This window comes from Niveibacterium terrae (assembly GCF_048213115.1).
Lineage (GTDB): Bacteria > Pseudomonadota > Gammaproteobacteria > Burkholderiales > Rhodocyclaceae > Niveibacterium > Niveibacterium terrae.
Map to the genome: position 1 here is coordinate 2,831,790 of NZ_CP172404.1, position 24,187 is coordinate 2,855,976.

The following is a 24,187-nucleotide window of genomic DNA, read 5'->3' on the forward strand; positions in this document are numbered from 1 at the left end:
GATTCGATTGCCCATGTCCGCCCCTCTCTTCACCGTCTTCACCCCGACTTATAACCGCAGCCACACCCTCCCCCGCGTCTTCGCTTCGCTCCAGGCCCAGACCTGCAAGGACTTCGAATGGCTGATCGTCGATGACGGTTCGACCGATGACAGCGCCGAGCTGATCGAGGAGTTCGCCCTCGAAGCCGATTTCCCGATCCGCTATATCGCCCAGGCCAACGCCGGGAAACACGTCGCGATGAACCGCGGCGTGCGCGAGGCGGCCGGCAAGCTCTTTCTGCCCTTCGATTCGGACGATGCCTGCACCTCGGATACGATCGCGATTTTTGCGCGCCACTGGCGCGCGATTCCCGCCGATCAGCGCTCTGGCTTCTCGGGCATCTGCTGCCACTGCCAGACCGAGGAAGGCGAGCTGATCGGCCCGGGCTTCGGCTGCCCGTATTTCGACGCCCATCCCTATGAACCGATCGCGCGCGAGCGCGTCCACGGCGAGAAGTGGGGTTTTCACCGGACCGCGGTGATGCGCGCCTTCCCGTTTCCCGAGTACCCGGGCGAGAAATCGGTCCCCGAGGGACTCGTCTGGGACCGGATCGGCCTTGAGTTCAAACTGCGCTACATCGATGTCGCGCTGAGGGTCTACTTCGATTCGGCGGATGGCTGGATGGCGCATTTCGCCCAGCGCTCGGCGAAGAGCCCGAACGCCTTCGCCGACTACCACCGGCAAAGGCTGGAGCTGCCGCTCGCGCTGAAGGAGCGCGCCAAGGCGCTCGCCAGCCAGGTTCGCTACTGTCTGCATGCGCATCGCACCCCGAGCACGCGTGGCCGCCACCCCGTCGCCGACGCTCTGCTGCTGATCCCCGCGATTCCCATCGGTCTGCTGCTGTGGCTGCGCGACCGTCAAGCGCTCGCAAGAGCTTCGTAGCGGGACTGAAGCCGCTCGGCGATGCCGGTGATCGCGTAGTGCCCGACGATGTGCGCGCGCGCGCTCGTCTGAATGCGATCGAGCTCGGGCGAGTCGATCAGACCGGCCAGAGCCGCGGCAAAAGCTCGCGGTTCGGCGGCGGCGATCCGGCCGCCCTCGCCGACGATCTCGCGCGCATCGCCGACGTCGGTGCAGACAACCGGAACGCCGCAGGCCATCGCTTCGGCCAGCACGTTCGGGAAGCCCTCGCTGCGCGAAGTCAGCGCCAGGAAATCGAGGCCGGGATAGAGCGTTTCGACGTCGTGACGGGGCCCGAGCAGCAGAACCCGGTCAGCGAGACCCAGTTCGGCGAGCCAGGCGGCGAGCTCGGCATTGTCCCGATCGAGATCCTTGCCGATCATGACGAAGCGGCAGCGCGGATGGCTGATCAGAAGCTGCGCGGCGGCTTCGAGGAAGAGGCGGTGATTCTTGACCGGGCTCCAGCGCGCGACGATACCGATCACGGTCTCGTCCCCGGCCACGCCCCAGGCTGACCTGGCGGCACGGCGTCGCTCGGGATCGGGCCGGAAATGGCTGACATCGAGTCCGTTGGGCAGCACTTCGGTGCGCGCCGCGGGCCAGCCCAGATGCTCCGCGCAGTAGGCGGCGCTGCGCGTCGAGACGTTGAAGATATGCGCGACGCGGCCGACGTAGAGGCGCGAGAGCGCGATCGTCAGCCGCGTGAAGAGACTGTGGCCGTGCGCCGCATCGGGCGTGTCGCGGACGCTCCAGCAGACCGGGACCTTGAGCCGGGCACCGACGAAGCTCGCCGCGAGGTTGCCGTGGTACATCCAGCCCTGGATCAGCTCGGGCTCGGTCGAGCGGACCGCGGCGATCAGGCGCCCCACCGCGGCAAACGGCCAGCGCCCGGCCGCAAGGCCCAGAAAGACCGGTTCGACGCCGATCGCGCGGAACTGCGGCGCCAGCGAGTCAAGGCGGCCCAGCACCAGCAGCGACACTTCGATCCGCGACGGATCGCGCGCAGCGAGCAGTTTGAGCAGCGCGTGCTCGGCCCCGCCTATGCCCAGGCCGGTGATGATGATCGTGATCCGCCGCGCCGCCATCAGAGCTGACTGTGCTCCCTGGGCGTCGCAACTGGCGCGGAAGGATCGCGGACCTCTTCCCATACCCGCATCACGACGAGTTTCGCGAGCATCGCGCCGAGCAGCAGCGCCAGCAGCACCGCATCCGACGCGCCGGCGCGCCAGAGCAGAAAACCGCATCCGGCCAGCAGCATGTGCGCGACCCACAGCACGACGACCGAAACTTCGACCGAGAGTCCCTTCAGGAACAGGATGTGGTGAAGGTGGGTGCGGTCGGCGCTCATCGGGCTCACGCCGCGCAGGATCCGCCGCACCGACACGGTCACCATGTCGAGCAGAGGCAGCGCGACCGCGTAGAGCAGCAGCACCGGCGGCATCGCCGGGGTCTTTCCACGCGCGAGGTCGAAGGCGAGCCAGCAGATCAGCATACCCAGCGACAGCGCGCCCGCGTCCCCCATGAAGACGCGGGCCCGCGCCAGCCAAGGGTGACGGGCATTGCAGGCAAGAAAACCGGCGATCGACGACATCAGGCCAACGATCAGCAGAACATGGGTGGGGCGACCGGCGACCAGCGCGACACCCAAAAGCAGCAGCAGCGCGCCGAACACATAGCCGCCGGCCAGACCATCGGCGCCATCGGACATGTTGATCGCGTTGATGACCGCGAGGATCACGAACATCGTCAGGGGCAGGGCGAACGGGCCCAGGGGCAGGCCGGCATCGAAGCCGGGAATCGGTAGCGCGGTCAGGTCGAAACCGGTGGTTCGGCAGAGCAACCAGGCCGCGACGCACTGCAAGGCGAGCTTGAAGCGCGCCGACAACGCATGGACATCATCGACGATGCCGACCGCGAGCATCAGCCCGACCGGCAGCATCGCCTCGGTCAGGTTGCCGGCGATGCCGCGCAGCTTCAGCGCGAGCACATAGGACAGCATGATCGCAATGCCGCCGACGACCGGAACTTCGCGGCCGTGCTGCTTGCGCGCATCGGGTCGGTCCATCAGCGCGAGCCAGGGCGCCAGCCGCGCCAGGCCCAGACAGGCCAGCAGCGTGCAGAAGAACGGGAAGATCAGGTACTTGGGCGTCAAGGCGGGAAATGGGGGCGAATGGGGGATTGAGCGGATACGGGCGCATTATGCGCGATCCGCGCCCGCGCTCCAATTCCTGCCTTTGTCCCTCCGCAGGGGGCGGCTCAGACGTCCTTCTGCCCCTGCGGGAGAGGGATAAAGGGTGAAGGGGAATTTTCGCCCCCGTAGACGGCCATCGTCTTCGCGATGACCGGCCCGTCGGCGAGCTCGCAAAGCACCTTGCGGCGGGCCGCTTCGCCCATCTTCGCGCGCCGCACCGGATCGGCGAGCAGCGCTTCGATTGCGCCGGCCAGAGCCTTCACGTCGCCGGGCGGCACCAGAAGGCCATCGACTCCGTCCTCGACAAGCTCGCGCGACCCGGGGACGACGGTCGCGACCAGAGCACGGCCGCAGGAAGCGGCCTCGACCAGCGAGCGCGGCATGCCTTCGCCCTGCGTGCTGGCCAGCACCGCGACGTCGCAGCCCTGTTGCAGTTCGAGCACGTCGGCGCGCTGGCCGAGCAGCTCGACTGCCCCTTCGCTGCGCCAGAGCGCCAGTTCCGCGTCGGTCACGCTCTCGGGGTTGCCCGGATCGGGCGAGCCGGCGAGCAGGAAGCGCGCATCGGGAATCCGCGCCCGCACAAGCTTCGCCGCTTCGACGTACTGATGGACCCCTTTCGAAGCGAGCAGCCGGCACATCATCAACACGACATGCCCCGGCGCGCCGCCCGCCGGCGGCGCGAAATGCTCCGCATCGACCCCGTCGCCGGGAATCACATGAACACCGCTTTTCGCGAGCACGCCGAGACGAGCGAGCGTGTCGCGGTTGTCCGAGTTCTGGAAGATCACTTCGGTGCCGGCGAGCGCGCGCCGGTACAGCGCGACGACGACGGGGCGGATCAGCCGGGCTTTTGCCGTCGTCGCGAGCATCGCGAAGCCCAGGCCCGTGATCGAGTTGACGATCCGCGCGACACCCGCGCGCCGGGCCGCGAGCGAACCGTAGATCACACACTTGATCGTGAAGTGATGGACGAGATCGGGTTTGAGGCGCCGATAGACCGCCGCGAGCCGGCGCGCGGTCGCGAACTCGGCGAGCGGGTTGATGCCGCTGCGCGAGACCTCGAAGGCCTCCCAGTGGAAGCCTTCGGCCTTGAGCTTCTCGCCGAAGGGGCCGGCCGGCGAGAGCAGCAGCACCTCGTGCCCGGCCTCGCGCAGACCGCGGGCGAGCGCGCGCTTGAAGTTCCACAGAAACCAGTCGGTGTTCGCAAAGAGCAGGATACGCATGTCAGTCGGTGATCGAACTTCGGTAATGGCGATGCCAGGCCTGGAACATCAGCACGTCCCAGAGCCAGTAGGGCCAGCTCGCGCGGCCTTCGACGTGCTCGACCCATTTGCGGCGGATCGGCTCGGGCGCGAGCAGACCGCTCTCGGCCAGCGCGGCGGGCGAGAGCAGATCCTCGGCCCATTCGCGCAGCGGCCCCCTGAGCCAGGCGGCAAGCGGCACCGCGAAGCCCTGTTTGGGGCGTTCGAATAGCGCGCGCGGCACATGGCGGGCGAGCGCCTCGCGCATCAGCCACTTGCCCTTGCCGTCGCGCACTTTCAGCGCCATCGGCACGCTCCACGCGAACTCGACGATGCGCCGGTCGACGAGCGGCGCCCGCGTCTCCAGACTCACGCCCATCGCCGCGCGGTCGACCTTGACCAGGATGTCGTTGGGCAGATAGGCGAGCGTGTCGTGCGCCATCATGTATTCGATGTCGCCGCCGGCGCGCCGCGCCGTCGCCTCGGCCAGCGCGAGCGGCAAGAGCCTCGCGCCGGGAACCAGCTCCGACGGATCCTTCCAGTGCGAGATCAGCTCGTCGTAGAAATCGGCCGGCGAGTGCCCCCTGAGCATCCGCGCGACGCGGGCGAACTTGTCGCCCGGAGAGGCGCGCAGCAGACGCGGGCAGAGCGGGCCGAGACCTCCGGCCAGCTTGTCCCAGAACGGGCCGGGAACGGCGCCGATCGCCGCGGAGAGGCCGCGCCTGAGCGGATACGGGATGCGCCGCGCGCGGTTCCAGAAACCGTCGCCGACGTGGTAGCGCGTATAGCCCGCGAAGGATTCGTCCCCGGCGTCGCCGGACAGCGCAACCGTCACCTGCTCGCGGGCGAACTGCGAAACCAGCCAGGTCGGGATTTGCGACGAATCGGCGAAGGGCTCGTCGTAGAGCCCGGCAAGGCGCGGCACCACGTCGAGCGCGTCCCGCCCTCTCAAGGTGATCTCGTGGTGCTCGGTGCCGAGGTGGCGGGCGACTTCGCGCGCGAACTTCGCCTCGTCGAAAGCGTCCTCGGCAAAGCCGATCGTGAAGGTGCGCACCGGCTGGCTCGCGTGTTTCTGCATCAAGGCGACGACCAGCGACGAGTCGATACCGCCGGACAGGAAAGCGCCCAGAGGCACGTCCGAGAGCATCTGTTGTTCGATGACCTCGCCGAGCAGCGCCTCGAAGCGATCGACCCAGCGCGTGGGATCCCCAGGATCGGCTTCGCGCGAGGCGCGGCCGTTCGCGATCGCATCAGAGAGCGACCAGTACGGTTTCGGCTCACCGGCCTGTGCGCCGCGCACGTCGAGCCAGTGCCCGGGAGGCAGCTTCGCGACGCCTCTGAAGATGCTCTGCGGCGCCGGGATGCAATTGAAGTGCATGAAGGAGGCGAGCGCATCGCGGTCTATGCCGCCCCGCCACGAGGGATGAGCCATCAGCGCGCGCAGCTCGGAGCCAAAGAGCAGGCAACCGTCGGGCATGGTCCCGTAGTAGAGCGGCTTCTCGCCCAAGCGGTCGCGGGCCAGGATCAGCCGGCGCTCCAGCGCATCCCAGGCAGCGAACGTGAACATCCCGTCGCAGCGCGACAGAGTCCCCTCCGGCCCCCACTCCTCCAGCGCCTCGACGAGCACCTCGGTGTCGGAATGGCCGCGCCACGCGAAGCCGCCACGCGCCTGTTCGATCTCGCGGCGCACGACGAGGTAATTGTAGATTTCGCCGTTGAAGACGATGGTCCAGCGCCCGGAAGCACAGGCCATGGGCTGACGGCCGGCCTCGGTCAGGTCGATGATCGCGAGCCGGCGATGGGAGAGCGCGAGTCCCTGCTCGGGCCAGGCGATCTCGCCATGACCGTCCGGTCCGCGGTGCCGGATCGCATCCCCCATCGCGCGGGCGAGCCCGGCGAGCGGAGCATCACATCCTCTCGGGGACCAGAAACCGGCTATTCCACACATGGCGAGGCTTTCAACGCAAAGAGGCGAGCTTAAGGGCGGGACCGGCGCACATCAAGCGCGGCGGCGCCACAGCGAGACCGCCAGCGAGCACGCGATCACGAAGAGGATCGCCCAGTTCCCCCAGCGGGCATAGGGCGTCAGCCCCTGGTAGCCGCGCACCTCGGCGTTCAACACGCCGCGCGTGAAGGCTGGCAGCACCGCCTGAACCGATCCGTCCGGACGAACCACCGCGGTCATGCCGGTATTGGTCGAGCGCAGCATAGGCCGGCCGGTCTCCAGAGCGCGCATCCGAGCGATCTGCAGATGCTGGGGCTGGGCGTGAAAGTCGCCATACCAGGCGAGGTTGCTGATGTTCAGCATCAGCGTCGCCTCGGGCAGGGACGCGATCAGCTCCTCGCCGAACACGTCCTCGTAGCAGATGTTGAGCGCGAGCTTCTGCCCGGCGATCGCGAGAGGCGTGGCCGAGCGGCCGCGGCTCTGATCGGACATCGGGATGTGGGCGAGCTGGTAGAACCAGCCGAACATCGGCGGCGAGAACTCGCCGAAAGGCACGAGGTGACGCTTGCTATACTGCTGGGCCCGGTCGCTGCCCAGAGTCACCGCGCTGTTGTAGATGTGTCCGTCCCCATCGCGCGTGAACACCCCCACGACGCCCTCGCCCCCCCTCTGGCGCAGCATCAGCGTCATCAGCTCCAGGTAGTTCGGCGGCACGTTGTCGAGCAGGGTCGGCAGCGCCGTCTCCGGCAGCACGATGATGCGGCCGCGCGCATCGCGGAGCGACGCGAGGTTCGCATTGAGCACCTTGTTGAAGCGCTCGGCGTCCCACTTCATCTCCTGGGGCACGTTGGTCTGCACCAGCGCGACGCTGACCGGAGAGCCGAGCGGAGCGGTCCAGCTCACCAGGCTCAGCGCCAAACCCGCGCCCAGCACCAGAACCCAGGCCGCGGCGAGCTTGCCGCGTTCGCGCCACGCGAAGACCGCAAGCGCGGCGAGCAGGCTGGCGAGGAAACCGACGCCATAGACGCCGAGCACCGGCGCGAAACCGGCCAGAGGGCTGGGCGGAGTCTGCGAATAGCCGACCGCGAGCCACGGGAAGCCGGTGAAGACCCAGCCGCGCAGCCACTCGCCCGTTGTCCAGCAGGCCGCGAACAGCGCCGCATCGGCCAGCCAGTGACGGCTTCTGAGCCGCGCGAAGAGCCAGCCGGCCAGGGTCGGCCACAGCGCCATATAGGCGGCGAGCAGCGCGATCGACAAGGCCGCGAGCGGCGCCGGCATGCCGCCATAGCGGTGCAAGGCGACGATCAGCCAGCCGACCCCGGCGAAGAAGGCGCCCCAGCCCCAGCAGAAACCGAGCCAGGCGGCGCGGCGCGGCGCGGCATCGCGCCACAGCCAGGCCAGCAGGGCCAGGCAGGCAGGCATCAGCGGGGAGAGGCCGAATGGCGCGAAGGCCAGAACGGAAGCGAGGCCGCCGAGGACGGCCAGCAGCGGAGCGGGAAGACGCAAGGGCATGGGGGGATAATCGAAATCGTAAGAAGGGATTATCGCCCAGACTCGTGACAATCCCGCGCGACTAGAATGCGGACGGGCCGTGCAAGCGCTGATGCTCGTCGGCAAAAAAGGATAAAGCCATGAAACGACTCCGCCTCACCCTCCTCCTCGCCCTTGCGCTGAGTCCGCTTGCCCACGCCGCACCGGAAGCGGTCGCGCTGCAGCCGGTCCGCTACGCGCCCGCGGTCACCGGCAACCAGAAGCTGATCAAGGAATGCGACGTCAGCTCCAAGATCCAGGGCCGCACAGCCGAGCGTCTGCAGCAGCTGGGACTGCTGTCCAAGATCGGCGCGACCGGCGGAACCCCGGCGCTGCAGATCACGATCGAGTCGGTCGAGGGCCGGGCCGGAGGCGCGTTCTCGGGGCCGAAGACCGTCCAGCTCAAGCTCGAACTCTCCCGCGGCGAGACGCTGATCCGCAGCGGCTCGATCACCCGCAAGGGCATCGGCAAGGGCATCGCCGGATTGCGCGGCAGTTGCGGCACGATGGACGGAGTCGCCGGCGAAGTCGCCGACGATGTCGCGAACTGGCTCAGCCCGGGCATCGTCCCCAAGGACAAGTAAGCGCCCGGACCCCCTCGGGCGGCTCAGCCGCCCTCGCCCAGGGCTTCGGGCTGCCGTTCGATCAGCAGCGTGTGGACGCGGCGGCTGTCGGCGCGCAGCACCTGGAAGCGAAAACCTTCGTGCTCGACGACTTCGTCGCGCTGGGGCAGGCGCCCGAGCAGGCTCATCAGCATGCCGCCCAGCGTATCGTAGTCGGGATCTGACCAGTCGACGCCGAAAGTCTCGTTGAAAGTGGCGAGCTCGACCGTGGCCTTGACCCGATAGCGACCGGCCTGATCGGCGACGATCGCATCGCCTTCGGCGTCGAAATCGTATTCGTCCTCGATATCGCCGACGATCTGCTCGAGCACGTCCTCGATCGTCACCAGACCGGCAACGCCGCCGTATTCGTCGACGACCAGCGCCATATGGTTGCGATTGGCGCGGAATTCGCGCAACAGCACGTTCAGACGCTTGGATTCGGGGATGAAGATCGCCGGTCTCATCACGTCGCGCAGCGTGAACTCCTTGCCGGCGAAGTAGCGCAGCAGATCCTTCGCGAGCAGCACGCCGAGCACGTCGTCGCGGCCTTCGCCGATGACCGGGAAGCGGGAGTGGGCAGTTTCGACCGCAAAGGCGGCGATCTTGTCGATCGCGTCGTCGACCGAGACGACGTCCATCAGCGCACGCGGGATCATCACGTCGCGCACCTGGATCTCCGAGACCTGAAGCGCGCCTTCTATGATCGCCAGCGCGTCGGCATCGAAGAGGCTGCGGTCATAGGCGGAGCGCAGAAGACCGATCAGTTCGTCGCGATCTTCGGGCTCGTGCGACAGCAGCGAGGAAATACGTTCAAGAAAACGAGGTCGGCTACTACTGGAAGGGTCCATTGTCGGTAAAGCAAGTGGGCAGGGCCAAGGCGAACCCGGTTCGCCTTGGCTCAACCCGCTCGGGTCAAGTCACTCCGCAAGCAATGCTGCAAAAGCCATGCCGGATTCCCGGCATGGCGGTGGCGCCGATTATTCCTCGCCCGCGTAAGGATCTTCATAGCCCAGAGCGGCGAGGATCTCGCCCTCACGCTCTTCCATATCCGCGGCGTCCTCGTCGTTCTCGTGATCCCAACCCTGAAGGTGCAGGGTTCCGTGCACGATCAGATGGGCGAGGTGCTCGGCGATGCTCTTGCCCTGTTCCCGGGCTTCGCGCACCACGACCGGCCAGCTCAGCACCAGATCGCCGGTCACCAGCGGCTCCAGAGAATAGGAGAAGCTCAGCACATTGGTCGCGTAATCCTTGCCGCGATACTCGGCGTTGAGTTCCTTCCCCTCCTCCTCGCCGACGAAACGGATCGTGATCTCGGCGTCGGTCTCCAGCGCAGCCAGAACCCAGCGGCGCAGATCGGCCTTGGACGGCACATCCGCCTTCTCTTCCTTGGAGAGCTCTTTCTGGACATCGAGTTCGAGATCCAGCGGAGTCGGCGCCGCCTTTTCAGCCGGGGCTTCGACGGCCAGCACATGCAGCGTCGCCAGATTGGCAGCTCCCGGTTGCATCAGCATGACAGGCGCGCCGTTCTCGGCATGCGCCTCGACGACCAGATCGCCGATGTCGCCGGGCGGGAAAGCGATGCGCAGGCTGCGCCCGTCGGCGAGCGGCACTTCGATCGAAGCAACTTCGATCTCGCGGCGCTTACCTTTGCTGTTCAGGACGGTGATTGTCTTCATTGTGGGACTCCGAATTTTCGTAAGCGGCGACGATGCGCGCAACCAACGGGTGGCGCACAACGTCCTCCTTGAGGAAATGGGTGGTCGCGATGCCGCGCACGTCGGCGAGGATGCGGGTCGCCTCGGCCAGGCCGCTCTTGTGGCCGCGCGGCAGGTCGACCTGGGTCAGATCTCCGGTGATCACAGCCTTGGAGCCTATGCCCATCCGGGTCAGGAACATCTTGATCTGCTCGGGCGTCGTGTTCTGCGCTTCGTCGAGGATGATGAAGCTGCGGTTGAGCGTGCGCCCGCGCATGAACGCGAGCGGCGCGATCTCGATGCTGTGGCGTTCGAAGAGCTTGGCAACCCGGTCGAAGCCCATCAGGTCGTAGAGCGCGTCGTAGAGCGGCCGCAGATACGGATCGACTTTCTGCGCGAGGTCTCCGGGCAGGAAACCCAGGCGCTCGCCCGCCTCGACGGCCGGACGCGTCAGGATGATGCGCTCGACCTGAAGACGCTCAAAGGCATCGACGGCGCAGGCGACCGCGAGGTAGGTCTTGCCGGTCCCGGCCGGACCGACCCCAAACGTGATGTCGTGCTCCTGGATGTTGCGGATGTACTCAACCTGGCGCGGCGTGCGGCCGTGCAGATCGCCCTTGCGGGTCAAGAGGCCATTGACCGGCTGGGCGGCCTGGTTAGCGTTGGCAAGTTCGACCAGACCCAGCTGGATGTCGTCGATCGTCAGCGGATTGCCCGCGCGCTCGTAAAAGCTCGCCAGCGCCTTGACCGCGAGCCGCGCCTGAACCGTGTCGCCGCTGACCGAGAAGTGCTCGCTGCGCCGCACGATGGCCACATCGCAGGCCGCCTCGATCTGACGGATGTTCTCGTCGAGCGGCCCGCACAGGTTCGCCAGGCGTTCGTTCTCGAGCGGAGTCAGCGTGATCTGCAAGGGGCGCATCAGTCGCTCACCACGGCTTCGCCGCGCAGAGAGTGCGGCAGCGCCGACGTGATCTTCACGTCGATGAAGTGGCCGATCAGCCTCTCGCCGCCCGCGAAGTTGACGACCCGGTTGTTGTCGGTCCGCGCCGCGAGCTCGTGCGAATCCTTGCGCGAGACGCCTTCGACCAGCACGCGCTGGACGGTGCCGACCATCGCGTCACTGATCGCCTGGCTCATCTCGTCGATCCGCTTCTGCAGCCGCGCGAGGCGAGCGAGCTTGACGTCCTGGGGCGTGTCGTCCGCCATCTCGGCCGCCGGCGTGCCGGGGCGCGGGCTGTAGACGAAGCTGAAGGACGCATCGAAACCGACATCCTCGATCAGCTTCATCGTCGCCTCGAAATCGGCTTCGCTCTCGCCGGGGAAACCGACGATGAAGTCCGAGGACAGCGACAGATCGGGCCGCGCCGCGCGCAGCTTGCGAACCGTGGACTTGAATTCGAGCGTCGTGTAGCCGCGCTTCATCGCCGCGAGCACCCGGTCCGAACCACTCTGCACCGGAAGGTGCAGGTGCGAGACGAGTTTGGGCAGCTTCGCATAGGCTTCGAACACGCGCGGCGTCATCTCGCGCGGGTGCGAGGTCGTGTAGCGGATGCGCTCGATTCCGGGCACTTCATGCACGCATTCGAGCAGGAAGGCGAAGTCGCCGATCGCGTCCTCCCCCTTCACGATTGGCGCGCGCCAAGCATTGACGTTCTGCCCGAGCAGAGTCACTTCCTTGACGCCCTGGGCCGCCAGGTTTGCAATCTCGGTCAGCACGTCGTCGAGCGGACGCGACACTTCCTCGCCGCGCGTATAGGGCACGACGCAATAGGTGCAGTACTTCGAGCAGCCTTCCATGATCGACACGAAAGCGCTCGCGCCTTCGGTGCGGGCCGGCGGAATTGCGTCGAATTTCTCGATCTCGGGGAAGGAGATGTCGACCTGGGCGCGACCGCTCTCGCGGCGCTGGGCGATCAGCTGAGGCAGACGGTGCAGGGTCTGCGGTCCGAACACGACGTCGACATAGGGCGCGCGTTTGACGATCGCCGCCCCTTCCTGCGATGCAACGCAGCCGCCGACACCGATGATCAGCCCGGGTTTCTGCTGTTTGAGCAGACGCACCCGGCCCAGATCGTGGAACACCCTCTCCTGCGCCTTCTCGCGCACCGAGCAGGTGTTGAAGAGGATAACGTCCGCCTCTTCGGGATTGTCAGTCTTTTCAATGCCTTCGGCGGCCCCCAGGACGTCGGCCATCTTGTCCGAGTCGTACTCGTTCATCTGGCAGCCGAAAGTACGGATATAAAGCTTCTTCATCGATGATCTTCAGTTGTCCTGCAGCTCGCCGGGCGTCAGGATCCAGACCTGCCAGACGGCTCCATTGCCGTCGAACAGAACCCGGACTTCGACCTTTTTGGCGCCGTACATCTCGTTGGCAAGGATGATCACGTTCTGCTGGTTGCGGATCACGAGGCCTGGGGCGACCAGGAAATCCTTCTTGCCCAGGCGCATCGTCCTGCCGTCGAAGGCGTTTATCGTCGCGCGCTGCGCATCGGCCGGAAATATGCGCAGACCAACGGCCGCCAGCGCGCTCCCCGCCATGAACAGCCCCAGCACCACCGCGTATAGCACCCGACGCATCGAAACCCCCGCAGGAATGGAAAAGGACACTTCGCGCAGTATAGCTCAGCCACACTTGACCCAAACGCTTCGACACGCTATATTCGCCTGCTCTCGTGGTGATGTAGCTCAGATGGTTAGAGCGATGGATTCATAACCCATAGGTCGGCGGTTCGATCCCGCCCATCACCACCAAGGAATACATGGACCGATTTTTCGGAATCGGTTCTGGAAAGAACTGCGTCGCCGCGCATCGTCGATTCGGTCGATGGGGCGCACAAGGGAATGCTCATGTGGCTCAGTGGTAGAGCACTCCCTTGGTAAGGGAGAGGCCGGCAGTTCGATCCTGCCCATGAGCACCAAATGTTCCTCGATAGCTCAGTTGGTAGAGCGCCGGACTGTTAATCCGTAGGTCCCTGGTTCGAGCCCAGGTCGAGGAGCCAGATTTACGAGCGGCAAGCGCACAAACGCTTGCCGCTCAGGCTTTCAGCCCACCCGCAGGTGGAAAGCCCGAGCAGGAAATGGAGTGGTAGTTCAGTTGGTTAGAATACCGGCCTGTCACGCCGGGGGTCGCGGGTTCGAGTCCCGTCCACTCCGCCAACATTCAAAGCCCGTCTTTCGACGGGCTTTTTCTTTGCGCGTTCGCCGACCAGACTTCGCGACTTCGCCGACATCAAGCCCGGTCCAAGGCGCCGAATTGGGTAAAATGCCCCCTCCCGGCTGCCCGGCGGTTCCATGCAGAAAAGTGCAATGTTTCCGTGGCAGTCTCCCTTCGTTCGCCCTGCTCCCGAGAGCTCTTCGATGCCGCTCAGGATTCGCAACGCCCTGTCTGTCGCCTCGCTCGTCGCCCCGCCCCTCGCCGCGGTCGACCGTGAAGTCCGTTTCAGCACGATCAGCGCCGGCAGCGACTGCATCACGGATACGCGCAAGCGAACGGAAATCAGCGCCTTTTTTGGGCCAAACTCTGCCTACGCTCAGTTCATGGCGCGCCGGTGAGCGCGCAGACGACATGGAAGACACCTCACTTCTGAAATTGCTGGAGCAGCGCCGGAACAGTTTCCGCTACGCGGCCAACGGTGTGCGCATCGCCTTCTCGACCCAGGCGCACGCGAAAATTCACCTCGTCGCAGCGCTCGCCGTCGTCTATGCGGGCTGGCTGTTCGCGGTCTCGCCGAGCGAATGGTGCGCACTGCTGCTCGCGATCGCGCTGGTCTGGGTCAGCGAGGCGATCAACACCGCGGTCGAGTTCACCGTCGATCTGCTCTCGCCCGGCTACCACGAGACCGCCGGCAAGGCGAAGGATGTCGCAGCCGGAGCGGTCCTGCTGGCCGCGGGCCTTGCCGCAATCGTCGGCGGCATCATCTTCATCCCGAAGCTTCTGGCCGTCCTCTAGACGTGAGCACTATCCCTTCCCGCCTGAAACTGCTGCTGGCCGCGCTGGCGCTTTCGCCCGCGGCCCTGGCTCACCCGCCCGAGACCGACGACTTCGGCCTGAAGGTTCAGGTTCTGCGCAAGGGCGACGAGCTCCACACAGCGGCGGTCTTTCATGTCCCGCTCGACAAGTGCCAGGCTTACCACTTCCTGGTCGACTACGATGCCTCGGCGCAGATCCCGGGCGTGATCAGCTCCAAGCTCACCCGGCTCGCCGACAACAAGGTCAGGGTCGAGCTGAAGCTGGAAGAGCGAATCCTGCACTTCCCGGTCCGTCTGCTCTCGGTGCTCGAGATCACCGAACTGCCCTCCTACGGGACGGATTTCGTCCAGGTCAAGGGCGAGATCCCGTCGTTCAAGGGCAGCTGGCGGCTGAGCGAAGGCGAGAACGGGACAAACTATCGCTACCAGGCGGTCGCGAAACCCGATTCCGTGCTGCCGATGTTCGTGATCCGCTACTTCATCGAACACAGCCTGACCGAGCGCTTCGCCGCGCTCGCCAAGCTCGCCACTGAGCGCCGCGGCCGCAGTGCCCGCCAGTGCGGGCAGTCCGGCAATTCCGCCTGAGTCAGCCTTCGCGCCTCAGCGCCCTCGCCCGCTCGCGGCGGCGGCTTGATCGCTGAAGAACGTGGAAGATCAGCACCGCGATCGACACCAGCGCAACGATCACGCTCGCCAGCGCGTTGATGTCCGGCTTCAGGCCATGGTGCAGGCGCGCAAACACGAGCACGGGCAAGGTCGTGCTGCCCGGATCGGAGAGCATTCCGGCGAGCACGAAGTCGTCCATCGATAGCGTGAAGGCGAGCAGCCAGCCCGAGAGCAGTGCCGGCACGATGACCGGAACCGTGATGACGAAGCAGGCCTTGAGCGGCGGGCAGCCGAGCACGCGGGCCGCCTCTTCGAGCGCAGGATCGGTTTCGGCGAGGCGGGAGTCGACCAGCACCGTGACATAGGCGACGCACAGCGTCGTGTGCGCGACCCAGATCGCGACGACGCCCCGCCCGCCCAGCCAGGGCAGCCACGGGTGGGTGAACAGCAACACCAGCGACAGCCCGATCACGACTTCGGGCAGCACCATGGGCACGGACAACATCGCGGCGAGCAAACCGCGGCCGGGAAGAGGGCCGAAGCGCCTCAAGCCCAGCGCGGCAACGCCGCCAATCAACACCGCCGCGCTGGCGGCGGCACAGGCCAGGGTCAGCGACAGCGCGACGGCCGAGCGCAGTTCGGCATCGCCCGCCAGCGACGCATACCAGCGCAGCGACACCCCGTCGAGCTGGGTCGTCAGCTCACCGGCAGTGAAGGAGAAGACGACGAGGCAGCCTATCGGCAGATAGAGGAAGGCGAAGACGAGGATCAACCAGCTCCGCCCGAAGAGATCTCTCATCGCCCGCCTCCGCGCGCATGGCCGTGCCGCTGCAGCACGATCATCGGCAGGATGAGCAGCAGGACCATGACCACGGTCATCGCGGCGGCCTCCGGCCAATCTTGGTTAGGACCGAAGTCGTCCCAGATCCGCCGGCCGATCACCGGCAGGCCGCCGCCTCCGAGCAGGTCGGGAATCACGAATTCACCGACCGCGGGGATGAAGACCAGCAGGGCCCCCGCAAGGATGCCGCGCAGCGACAGCGGCAGCGTGACCGAGACAAAGCAGCGCCACGGCGTCGCCCCGAGGTTACGCGCCGCTTCGATCAGGCGAGCGTCGAACTTGACCAGATGGGCATAGAGCGGCAGGACCATGAAGGGCAGGTAGCTGTAGATCATTCCGATCAGCACCGCACCGCGACTGTAGAGCAGCGGCAGGGGTTGATCAACCCAGCCCAGGCTCAGCAGCAGGTGATTGATCAGGCCGACTTCGCTGCTGTCGAGCAGGCTCATCCACGCATAGACGCGCAGCAGGAACGAAGTCCAGAAAGGCAGCATGACCAGCATCAGCAGCGTCTGCCGCGAACTCTGCGGCGAGCGGGCGATCCGCCACGCAAACGGGTAGCCCAGCAGCAGACAGGCGAGCGTCGTCAGTGCCGCGAGCAGCAGCGAATTGCCGAAAGCGCCGAGGTATTGCAGCCCGGCTGCATCGCCGTGACCACCCAGCGCGGCGAGTTCGCCGAGGATGCGCAGATAGCTCGCCGGATCGGGCGCGAGCCCCCGCGCCAGCGGCGAGACATAGGGGGGAATCGCGAGCTCGGGCGTCGAGAGGCTCACGCCGATGATCAGCGCGAAAGGCAGCACGAAGAAGGCGAGCCCCCAGGCCCAGGGCAGCGCGATCAGCGCCGCGCGGGCCATCCGGCCGCCTCTCGAATCGCCGCTCCTCATCGCGTCAAGAGCACGCCGTCCGCGGCGCGCCAGCCGAGCCCCACTTCGTCGCCGGGCACGAGCGCTTCGCTGCGCGCGACGCTCGCGATCAGCGCCCTGTCGCGACCGACTCCGACGCGCAGCAGCGAGTGGCTGCCGAAGTAGGCGATGTCGAGCAAGCGGCCGCGGATCCGGTTCTCCGCCCCCTCATCCTCCCCGATGCGGATCTTCTCGGGCCGCACCGAGAGCCAGGCCGGACTGCCGTCGGCAAGAGCCGGGCTCGCCGGGATCGCGAGCGGCACCGCCAGATCCGCGCAGCGCAGGCGGGCGCCCTCGACGACCCCCTCGAACAGGTTGGTTTCGCCGATGAACCCTGCCGTATAGCGGCTGTCCGGGCGCTCATAGACTTCGGCCGGCGAGCCGACCTGGAGCAGCTCGCCGCGCGGCGAGAACACGCCGATCCGGTCGGCCATCGTCATCGCCTCCTCCTGATCGTGCGTGACCAGCACGCAGGTGACACCGACGCGGCGCACCAAGCTGACGATCTCGCTGCGCGTCTGGGCGCGGATCCGCCGATCCAGCGCCGACAGCGGCTCGTCGAGCAACAGCAGTTTCGGCGAGCGGACCAGGCTGCGCGCGAGCGCGACACGCTGCTGCTGCCCTCCCGAGAGCTCGTGCGGACGCCGGTCCGCGAAGCCCGCCATCTGTACCCGCTCGAGCATCTCGCGGACGCGCCGCGCGATCTCGGCGCGCGGCAAGGCCGGGCGGAACTGGTGCAACCCGAACGCCACATTGCCGGCCACCGAAAGGTGGGGAAAGAGCGCGTAGGACTGGAACATCATCGCGATCGGCCGCCGGTGCGCCGGCACCCCGGCGAGATCCCGGCCGTCGAGCACGATCCGCCCCGAGTCCGGCTCTTCGAGCCCGGCAATCGTCCTCAGCAGCGTCGACTTGCCACAGCCCGAGCTGCCCAGCAGAGCGAAGAGTTCGCCGCGGCGGATCGCCAGCGACACGCCGACGAGCGCAGGCGTATCGTCGAAGCGCTTCGAGATCCGCTCGACGTCGAGAAAGGCTTCGCCCACGTCAGCGGCCCGCCTTGAAGCGGGCCAGAGCCTGGGTCAGCTCGCGCTGGACGGCCTGACCCAGCACCGGCTTGGCCTTGAGCCTGGCCTTCACGTCGTCGGGCACGTTGATGACGGGATCCTCGCTGAGCCGGCGCGAGAGCCTGGGCAGCGCGGCGCGGTTCGCGCTCAGATAGAAGCACTCGTTCGAGATCTTCGCGATCACGGCGGGGTCCATCATCGCGTCGATCCAGCGGTGGGCGTTGCCCGGGTGCGGCGCGTCCCTCGGGATCGCCATCACATCGATCGACATCATCGCGCCGGACTTCGGGATCAGGTAGCGCAGCGAGACTCCGGTATGCGACTCGGCGGCGCGACGGGCCGCGATCAGCGCATCGCCCGAGAACATCATCGCGACGCACAGGCTGCCGCGCGCCATCTGGTCGATCGGCGCGGTGTTGAAAGTGCGCACGTTCGCGCGTACCGGCAGGATATGGGCGAGCGCGGCGCGGATCGCGGCCGGATCCATGCGCACGGGATCCCGCCCGGCGTGGATCAGCGCGGCCGGGATCACGTCGCTCGCCTCGTCCATCAGCGAAATCCCGCAGCCGGCGAGCTTCGCGCTGATCTTCGGATCGAAGAGCAGATCCCAGGCGTCGGCGGGCAGCGCTCCGCCCAGCGCGCGACGGACCTTGTCCTCGTTGATCGCAACGCCGGTCGTGTACCACATGTAGGGCAGCAGATAGCGGTTGCCCGGATCGGCGACCGCGATCGCCTTCAGGATCAAGGGATCGATGTTCTTAAGGTTCGCAAGCTTCGCCTTGTTCAGGGGCTGGAAGATTCCAGCCTGGATCTGCCGGCCGGCATACTCGACGCTCGGATAGACGACGTCGTAAGCGCTGCGGCCGGTCAAGAGCTTGCCCTGCAGCGTCGCGTTGCTGTCGTACAAATCGTAGCGGACCGCAATGCCGGTCGCCCTCTGAAAATCGGCGACCGTATCGTGGGCAATGTAGTCGTTCCAGTTGTAGACGTTGAGCCTGGCCTCCTCGGCCACGGCGGACAGCGAGACCAGCACGACTGCCAGCAGAAACAGGCAATGCATCCCGTCCTCCCGAGCTCTTCCCGGCGCCCCGCCGGACAGCCGAATGATGCCGCAGCGCCCCCGCCGCTCCGGCCCAATACTGCACAGTATCGACGCTTTGACCGGATCTGCTGTCGATACAGAAGGATACGAAACGCTTGGACGCGGTTTTCGCGAATCGCTAAGCTCGCTCTTTTCCTCCCCCAGCCCCTACCATGGCCACCTCCCGAATGAAGACTTCTCTGCTCTGCGCGTTGCTCGCCGCGCTCTGCTGCCCGCCCGCCATCGCCTCGGCGCTCGACGCCGAGGGTGGCGACGCCTCGGTGCGCCCCCAGGACGACCTGTTCCGCGCCGTCAATGGCGGCTGGATCGCCCGCACAAGGATTCCGGCCGACAAACCCTCCTACGGCACTTTCATCCAGCTGCGCGATCTGTCCGACCAGCGCGTCAAGGCGATCGCCGAGGAACTCGCGGGAAAGAGTTTCCCTGCCGGCACGAACGAACAGAAAGTGGCGGTTTTCTACCGCAGCTATCTCGATACCGCGGCGATCGACAAGGCCGGACTCGCGCCCGTCGAACCCGCCCTCAAGCGGATTTCCGCGATCAAGACCCGCGCGCAGCTGATCGCGACCTTCGGTCACTTCGCCGGCACGATCAACACCCCGGTCAGGCTGGGCGTTTCCAGCGATCCCAAGCACCCCGATCGCTACCTGACTTCGGTCAGACAGGGCGGCCTGGGCATGCCGGATCGCGACTACTACCTGAAGGACGATGCCCGCTTCGCGAAGGCCCGCACCGCCTATCAGAGCTATCTGGAGACGCTGTTCCAGCTGGCCGGCGACAAACAGGCCGCCGAGAGCGCCAAGCGCGTCTTCGCGCTCGAAGTCAAAATCGCCCAGACGCAATGGGACAAGGTCGAGAACCGCAACCCGGTCAAAACCTACAATCCGATGTCGGTGGCCGAACTGGCCAGCAGGACTCCCGGGATCGACTGGCCCCTCTTCCTGAAGACCGCCTCCTTTCCGAAAATCTCGACGATCAATCTGGCCCAACCCAGCGCGGTCGAAGCAGTCGCAAAGATGCTCAAGGATGAGCCGCTGGAAGTCTGGAAGAAGTACCTCGCCGCGCGCGTGCTCGACAGCAGCTCGGATGTGCTGCCCGAAGCCTTCCGCGAAGCGGGTTTCGCGTTCCACGGCAAGGCGCTGACCGGCGCCGAGCAGCCGAAGGCACGCTGGCAGCAGGGCACGGCCCAGCTCAACGCCGCGCTCGGCGAAGCGGTCGGCCGGATCTATGTCGCCCGCCACTTCCCGCCCGAAGCGAAGGCGAGGATGGACAAGCTGGTCGCGAACCTGATGCGCGCCTACGCGGACTCGATCGAGAAACTCTCCTGGATGTCGCCCGAGACCAGGATCCAGGCCCAGGACAAGCTCGCCCACTACACGGTCAAGATCGGTTATCCGAAGCACTGGCAAAGCTATGCGAGGCTCGCGATCCGCGATGGCGATCCGCTTGGCAACAATCAGCGGGCCGCGCGCTTCGAGTACGAGCGGCAAGTCGCGCGCGTCAATGACAAGGTCGACCGCAGCGAATGGCACATGTCACCGCAGACCGTCAATGCCTACTACAACTCGAGCATGAACGAGATCGTGTTCCCGGCCGCGATCCTGCAGCCGCCTTTCTTCAGCATCGAGGCGGATGACGCGTTCAACTACGGCGCGATCGGCGCCGTGATCGGTCACGAGATCAGCCACGGCTTCGACGACAAGGGCAGCCAGTACGACGGCCTGGGGCGCCTGCGCAACTGGTGGTCGGAGGCCGACCGCAAGGCCTTCGATGCGATCGGAGCGAAGCTGATCGCGCAGTACGAAGCCTATGAGCCAATTCCCGGCCAGCACATCAACGGCCACCTGACCCAGGGCGAGAACATCGCCGACCTGTCCGGGCTGCAGATCGCGTTCAAGGCCTACGAGCTGTCGCAGGCCGGAAAACCCGCCCCGGTCATCGACGGTCTCTCCGGCGAGCAGCGCTTCTTCCTCGGCTGGGCGCGCGCCTGGCGCGAGAAGTCGCGCGAAGCGGCGCTGCTGCAGCGGATCACGGCCGACCCGCACTCACCGGCCGAGTTTCGTGCCAACGGCGCCGCGATCAACAACGATGCCTTCCATGACGCCTTCGGCACGAAACCCGGCGACAGGATGTACAAGGCGCCCGAAGAACGGATCCGGATCTGGTGACAGAACGGCCGCGGCTCAGAACAGGCTCAGGTTCTCGCCGCGGGCGAGCGGATCGGCTTCCTCGAGATCGGAGACCTTGACGCCAAGCAGGCGGATCTTCCGGTCTATCGGCACGCGCTGCAGACAGTGCACGGCTGTATCGCGGATCTTCTGCGCGTCACCGGTGGCTTGGGATAGCCGGTGGTCGCGGGTATGGATCGTGAAGTTGTCGTACTTGACCTTGATCCCGATCGAGCGGCCGGCCAGGCCCCGCGCCGCGAGGTCGGCGGCGACCTGGCGCGAGAGCTTCGCGATCACCGAGTACAGCGTCAGACCGTCGCGGGTGTCGTGCGGAAACGTGGTCTCGCGCGAGCGCGATTTCGGCTCATGCTCCATCGTCAGCGGCCGCTCGTCGCGGCCGTGCGCCGCATCGAGCAGCCAGGCTGCGTAGTGAGGGCCGAAGTGGCGCATCAGCAGCGCCGGCGGTGCGGCGGCGAGCTCGCCGATAGATTCAATCCCCAGCTCGGCGAGCCGGGCCGCCGCCTTCGGGCCTATGCCGTTGATGACGCGGGCGGGCAGAGGCCAGATCCGCGTCGCGATGTCCTCTTCACCGATCAGCGTCACGCCGTCGGGCTTGTCCATATCGGAAGCGATCTTGGCCAGCAGCTTGTTCGGCGCGATGCCGATCGAACAGGTCAGACCGGTGGCGGCCAGCACGCGGCGCTTGATCTCGGCTGCGAGCTCAAGATCGTCGCCGGGGACATCGCTCAGATCGATATAGATCTCGTCGATTCCCCAGTCCTCGATCCGTTCGGCCACTTCGCGCACGGCCGCCTTGAAGCGCCGCGACATGTCGCGGTAGGCGTCGAAATCGACCGGCAGCACGATCAGCGACGGGCACAGCTCGAAGGCTCGGCGCAAGGCCATGCCCGAGCGCACGCCGAAAGCGCGGGCCGGGTAGGTTGAAGTGCTGACGACGCCACGACTCGCGATCAGCGCGGCGCGACCCGCGGGCGTCAGCGAATCGCCCCGCCCACCGATCGCAACGGGCAAGCCCTTGAGCTCGGGGCGGCGCAGCAGCTCGACCGACGCGAAGAAGGCATCCATGTCGAGGTGGGCGATGCGGCGGCGCTTCATCGTGGATCAGGAAACGGAAAGCGGAGATTCTACCCGACCCATACAGCAAAACAACTGTATGGGCTTTGCCGCCTTCCCCATGTACAATCGCCCCTCCTTTGGGGAGTAGCCGCCCTCCGCTGCGAGGGGGATGCGTCAACAGACTTGGCCGCCCGGCCATGGCGCACTCAACACCGCATCCCGGTGTCTGGCGAGACCATGGGCAGGGCGCCGGCTCAGGGGTTGGGCGGCGGCCTCTGCCTGGGTATCGCCCCGCCCGACCCGCACTCTGATCATGGAAGCTTTCCTCGTCTCGACCGGAATCATCGCCGCAGGTGAAATCGGCGACAAGACCCAACTGCTCGCGCTGCTGCTCGCCGCCCGTTTCCGTCGCCCTCTGCCCATCGTGCTGGGCATCCTCGTCGCGACCGTCGCGAACCACCTGCTCGCCGGCCTGGTCGGAACCTGGATCACGACCTTCCTGGGCGCTGACGTGCTGCGCTGGGTCGTAGGGATCTCCTTCATCGCGATGGCCGCCTGGGTCATGGTTCCGGACAAGATGGACGACGAAGAGACCCGCCTGCCGTCGCGCTTCGGCGCTTTCGGCGCAACGGCGCTCGCCTTCTTCCTCGCCGAGATGGGCGACAAGACCCAGCTGGCGACCGTCGCGCTGGCCGCGCGCTTCGGCGATCTGTTCCAGGTCGTCTGCGGAACGACTCTGGGCATGATGATCGCCGACGTTCCCGCCGTTTTCCTGGGCGATCGCGCCGCGAACAGGATTCCGATGCAGCTCGTGCACGGCGTCGCCGCGGCGATGTTCGCGGTGATCGGGCTTCTCGCGCTCTTCAACGTCGGTCAGGTCTTCTGAGCAAAGAGCCCCGGCAAATCTGGCGAAGCCGCGACATGGCTTCGCCAGAAGTTCTCAAAAAAGCATCAGGATCGCGGACAGGAGGCGGCCTTCGCCTGCCCTCGCCGCCAGCAAGGGCTGACGCCATCCGACGGATGGGGCGTGCCCGCTTCGTCGATCTCGGCCTCCCTTGCCTCGAAGCTCACAACGCCCTTCTTGTCCAGCCGCATCTTCAGGAGCCAGCCGTGTGTGGTCTCGGGGGACGAGAAACCGTCGAAGACGAAGTTCCCCAGGCTCCAGACGATCGGCCGGCCACGATAGACGTCCGCCCCCTGAGTCACATGGGGGTGACTTCCAACGATGGCGTCGGCCCCCGCCGCTATCATCCTCTTCGCAAGCTGCCACTGCCGCGCGGAAGGCCGGGTCTCGTTCTCCCACCCCCAGTGCATGAACGGAATCACCAGGTCGGCTCCGGCGGCGCGCGCGGCGCGGATGTCGGCGACGACCTGGCTGTCCTCGCTCCACGCGACGCCCGGCCACGCCGCGCCCGCCTCGAAACTGCGCGGCTTGAATTCGTCGTAAGCGAGCACCGCGATCCTGATGCCCTTCTTCTCCACCCACAGCGGCGCGTGGGCCTGGGCCAGGTTGCGGCCACCGCCGAAGAAAGGCAGGTGCGCGGCGGCAAGCTGATCCAGGGTCTCGACGAAAGCCTCGGGGCCATAGTCGCCGGAGTGGTTGTTCGCGAGCGAAACCGCGTCGACCCGCCCCTTGAGCACCGCGAGCGCCGCGGGGTCGGCACGGAAAGTCCAGATCTTGTTTTCGAGCGCCTTGCCGCTCCGCGCGACCGGGCATTCGAGATTGGCGATCGAAAAGTCGGCGCCGCGCAGCTCGGCGTCGAACCCGGCCAGCGGGTCGCCCCCCGCCGCGATCGTCTTGCCCGGCCCGTCGGCGAGCATCACATCGCCGACGAAGACGAGATCCACCGCCACGGCGGGCACCCATGGCAGCAGCGCCAACAGCATCAGCATTGCTTTCATCGCGCGGCCTTCCCGACGAGTTCACACCAGTATTTGAGCTCACCGTCGCGCAGCGGCTCATAGACCGTCTGCACGCCGGTAAAACCGTAGCGCCCCGGGCGAAGATCCTGCCTCTGATATTCGGCAACGTGGATCGGCACCGGCCCCTGCTCGCGATCGGCGTAGGTGTAGAGCTTGACCGAGCCGGAGCGCTCGAACACGACCCGGAACAGGAAGTAGGAGCCGATCGCGGTCGGCGCGACCGCATAGGGCGAGGACACCGGGGCGGCGCGCAGCTCGCGCGTCTCGCCGCCGTATTCGACGTGGCAGAGGATCTGCTCGGCCGCACTGGCGGGCAGCGCCAGCGTCAGAGCCAGCAGGAAAAAGGCTGTAAATCTCATCCGCGTTCCCGGTGTGATGACAGATGTGAT

The 24,187-nt window shown here is 66.5% G+C and carries 24 protein-coding genes, 4 tRNA genes and 1 riboswitch; of the genes, 11 read left to right on the top strand and 17 right to left on the bottom strand.

Annotation, left to right across the window (positions count from 1 at the left end; all coding sequences use genetic code 11):
- Positions 1–13 precede the first annotated feature (13 nt).
- Positions 14–922, top strand: coding sequence for a glycosyltransferase family 2 protein (locus tag ACHFB9_RS13095; protein ID WP_417067693.1), 909 nt, complete (start codon positions 14–16; stop codon positions 920–922).
- On the opposite strand, the gene ACHFB9_RS13100 is transcribed toward ACHFB9_RS13095, so the two are convergent.
- The 5 genes from ACHFB9_RS13100 to lnt all read right to left on the bottom strand — a co-directional run bounded on the left by ACHFB9_RS13100 (position 898) and on the right by lnt (position 7,829).
- On the bottom strand, positions 898–2,025 hold the full coding sequence (locus ACHFB9_RS13100; RefSeq protein ID WP_417067694.1) for a glycosyltransferase: 1,128 nt from the start codon (positions 2,023–2,025) through the stop codon (positions 898–900). The two genes, ACHFB9_RS13095 and ACHFB9_RS13100, sit on opposite strands and share 25 nt — an antisense overlap.
- On the bottom strand, positions 2,025–3,092 hold the full coding sequence (locus ACHFB9_RS13105; protein WP_417067696.1) for an MraY family glycosyltransferase: 1,068 nt from the start codon (positions 3,090–3,092) through the stop codon (positions 2,025–2,027). Before ACHFB9_RS13105 ends, ACHFB9_RS13100 begins: the two co-directional genes overlap by 1 nt.
- A gap of 104 nt (positions 3,093–3,196) precedes the next feature.
- A complete protein-coding gene (locus ACHFB9_RS13110) occupies positions 3,197–4,354 on the bottom strand; it encodes a glycosyltransferase family 4 protein (RefSeq protein WP_417067697.1) in 1,158 nt (385 codons plus the stop codon).
- 1 nt (position 4,355) lies between these two features.
- Positions 4,356–6,320: an asparagine synthase (glutamine-hydrolyzing) gene (asnB, locus tag ACHFB9_RS13115; protein ID WP_417067699.1), complete on the bottom strand. Its 1,965-nt coding sequence runs from the start codon at positions 6,318–6,320 to the stop codon at positions 4,356–4,358.
- Between the two features lie 51 nt (positions 6,321–6,371).
- Complete coding sequence (gene lnt, locus ACHFB9_RS13120) at positions 6,372–7,829, bottom strand: apolipoprotein N-acyltransferase (protein ID WP_417067701.1); 1,458 nt, start codon at positions 7,827–7,829, stop codon at positions 6,372–6,374.
- 119 nt (positions 7,830–7,948) lie between these two features.
- On the opposite strand from lnt, the gene ACHFB9_RS13125 reads away from it, so the two are divergent.
- The gene (locus ACHFB9_RS13125) at positions 7,949–8,431 is read left to right on the top strand and encodes a hypothetical protein (RefSeq protein ID WP_417067702.1); all 483 of its coding nucleotides are present in this window, start codon (positions 7,949–7,951) and stop codon (positions 8,429–8,431) included.
- 23 nt (positions 8,432–8,454) lie between these two features.
- Here the strand turns inward: ACHFB9_RS13125 and ACHFB9_RS13130 are convergent, their stop codons facing one another.
- The 5 genes from ACHFB9_RS13130 to ACHFB9_RS13150 all read right to left on the bottom strand — a co-directional run bounded on the left by ACHFB9_RS13130 (position 8,455) and on the right by ACHFB9_RS13150 (position 12,723).
- On the bottom strand, positions 8,455–9,300 hold the full coding sequence (locus tag ACHFB9_RS13130; RefSeq protein ID WP_417067703.1) for an HlyC/CorC family transporter: 846 nt from the start codon (positions 9,298–9,300) through the stop codon (positions 8,455–8,457).
- 129 nt (positions 9,301–9,429) lie between these two features.
- Positions 9,430–10,128, bottom strand: a complete 699-nt coding sequence (gene ybeY / locus ACHFB9_RS13135; protein WP_417067704.1) for an rRNA maturation RNase YbeY — start codon at positions 10,126–10,128, stop codon at positions 9,430–9,432.
- Positions 10,094–11,065, bottom strand: coding sequence for a PhoH family protein (locus ACHFB9_RS13140; RefSeq protein WP_417067705.1), 972 nt, complete (start codon positions 11,063–11,065; stop codon positions 10,094–10,096). The genes ybeY and ACHFB9_RS13140 overlap by 35 nt, the downstream gene beginning before the upstream one ends.
- A complete protein-coding gene (gene miaB / locus ACHFB9_RS13145; protein ID WP_417067706.1) occupies positions 11,065–12,399 on the bottom strand; it encodes a tRNA (N6-isopentenyl adenosine(37)-C2)-methylthiotransferase MiaB in 1,335 nt (444 codons plus the stop codon). The genes ACHFB9_RS13140 and miaB overlap by 1 nt, the downstream gene beginning before the upstream one ends.
- Before the next feature lie 9 nt (positions 12,400–12,408).
- A complete protein-coding gene (locus ACHFB9_RS13150) occupies positions 12,409–12,723 on the bottom strand; it encodes a hypothetical protein (protein ID WP_417067707.1) in 315 nt (104 codons plus the stop codon).
- 97 nt (positions 12,724–12,820) lie between these two features.
- On the opposite strand from ACHFB9_RS13150, the gene ACHFB9_RS13155 reads away from it, so the two are divergent.
- The 7 genes from ACHFB9_RS13155 (at position 12,821) to ACHFB9_RS13185 (ending at position 14,700) form a co-directional block, all read left to right on the top strand.
- Positions 12,821–12,897: transfer RNA gene (locus ACHFB9_RS13155), tRNA-Met, on the top strand.
- Between the two features lie 92 nt (positions 12,898–12,989).
- Positions 12,990–13,064 (top strand) — tRNA-Thr (locus tag ACHFB9_RS13160).
- A 5-nt stretch (positions 13,065–13,069) separates the two neighbouring features.
- Positions 13,070–13,145 (top strand) — tRNA-Asn (locus ACHFB9_RS13165).
- An 80-nt stretch (positions 13,146–13,225) separates the two neighbouring features.
- A tRNA-Asp gene (locus ACHFB9_RS13170) sits at positions 13,226–13,302 on the top strand.
- A 201-nt stretch (positions 13,303–13,503) separates the two neighbouring features.
- A complete protein-coding gene (locus ACHFB9_RS13175; RefSeq protein WP_417067708.1) occupies positions 13,504–13,698 on the top strand; it encodes a hypothetical protein in 195 nt (64 codons plus the stop codon).
- 13 nt (positions 13,699–13,711) lie between these two features.
- Positions 13,712–14,095, top strand: a complete 384-nt coding sequence (locus ACHFB9_RS13180) for a diacylglycerol kinase family protein (protein ID WP_417067709.1) — start codon at positions 13,712–13,714, stop codon at positions 14,093–14,095.
- Between the two features lie 2 nt (positions 14,096–14,097).
- Positions 14,098–14,700, top strand: a complete 603-nt coding sequence (locus ACHFB9_RS13185) for a hypothetical protein (RefSeq protein ID WP_417067710.1) — start codon at positions 14,098–14,100, stop codon at positions 14,698–14,700.
- Between the two features lies 1 nt (position 14,701).
- Here the strand turns inward: ACHFB9_RS13185 and ACHFB9_RS13190 are convergent, their stop codons facing one another.
- Genes ACHFB9_RS13190 through ACHFB9_RS13205 form a run of 4 tightly spaced genes read right to left on the bottom strand, consistent with a single transcriptional unit; the run spans position 14,702 to position 18,588 of the window.
- On the bottom strand, positions 14,702–15,520 hold the full coding sequence (locus ACHFB9_RS13190; RefSeq protein ID WP_417067711.1) for an ABC transporter permease subunit: 819 nt from the start codon (positions 15,518–15,520) through the stop codon (positions 14,702–14,704).
- Positions 15,517–16,416 (bottom strand): ABC transporter permease, encoded by a 900-nt coding sequence (locus ACHFB9_RS13195; protein ID WP_417067712.1) that lies wholly within the window; start codon positions 16,414–16,416, stop codon positions 15,517–15,519. The genes ACHFB9_RS13190 and ACHFB9_RS13195 overlap by 4 nt, the downstream gene beginning before the upstream one ends.
- A 26-nt stretch (positions 16,417–16,442) precedes the next feature.
- The gene (locus ACHFB9_RS13200; protein WP_417067714.1) at positions 16,443–17,507 is read right to left on the bottom strand and encodes an ABC transporter ATP-binding protein; all 1,065 of its coding nucleotides are present in this window, start codon (positions 17,505–17,507) and stop codon (positions 16,443–16,445) included.
- 1 nt (position 17,508) lies between these two features.
- Complete coding sequence (locus ACHFB9_RS13205; protein ID WP_417067716.1) at positions 17,509–18,588, bottom strand: polyamine ABC transporter substrate-binding protein; 1,080 nt, start codon at positions 18,586–18,588, stop codon at positions 17,509–17,511.
- 209 nt (positions 18,589–18,797) lie between these two features.
- Between ACHFB9_RS13205 and ACHFB9_RS13210 the strand changes: the two genes are divergently transcribed.
- Positions 18,798–20,798 carry a M13 family metallopeptidase gene (locus tag ACHFB9_RS13210; protein WP_417067718.1) on the top strand — a complete coding sequence of 667 codons (2,001 nt, stop codon included), beginning with the start codon at positions 18,798–18,800 and terminating at the stop codon, positions 20,796–20,798.
- A gap of 15 nt (positions 20,799–20,813) precedes the next feature.
- Here the strand turns inward: ACHFB9_RS13210 and dinB are convergent, their stop codons facing one another.
- A complete protein-coding gene (dinB, locus tag ACHFB9_RS13215) occupies positions 20,814–21,914 on the bottom strand; it encodes a DNA polymerase IV (protein WP_417067719.1) in 1,101 nt (366 codons plus the stop codon).
- Positions 21,915–22,006: 92 nt separating this feature from the next.
- Positions 22,007–22,138, top strand: a riboswitch (yybP-ykoY riboswitch).
- 50 nt (positions 22,139–22,188) lie between these two features.
- On the opposite strand from dinB, the gene ACHFB9_RS13220 reads away from it, so the two are divergent.
- On the top strand, positions 22,189–22,761 hold the full coding sequence (locus ACHFB9_RS13220) for a TMEM165/GDT1 family protein (RefSeq protein ID WP_417067721.1): 573 nt from the start codon (positions 22,189–22,191) through the stop codon (positions 22,759–22,761).
- Between the two features lie 65 nt (positions 22,762–22,826).
- Here the strand turns inward: ACHFB9_RS13220 and ACHFB9_RS13225 are convergent, their stop codons facing one another.
- A complete protein-coding gene (locus tag ACHFB9_RS13225; protein WP_417067723.1) occupies positions 22,827–23,777 on the bottom strand; it encodes a CapA family protein in 951 nt (316 codons plus the stop codon).
- The gene (locus ACHFB9_RS13230; RefSeq protein ID WP_417067724.1) at positions 23,774–24,157 is read right to left on the bottom strand and encodes a hypothetical protein; all 384 of its coding nucleotides are present in this window, start codon (positions 24,155–24,157) and stop codon (positions 23,774–23,776) included. The genes ACHFB9_RS13225 and ACHFB9_RS13230 overlap by 4 nt, the downstream gene beginning before the upstream one ends.
- Positions 24,158–24,187: the final 30 nt, after the last annotated feature.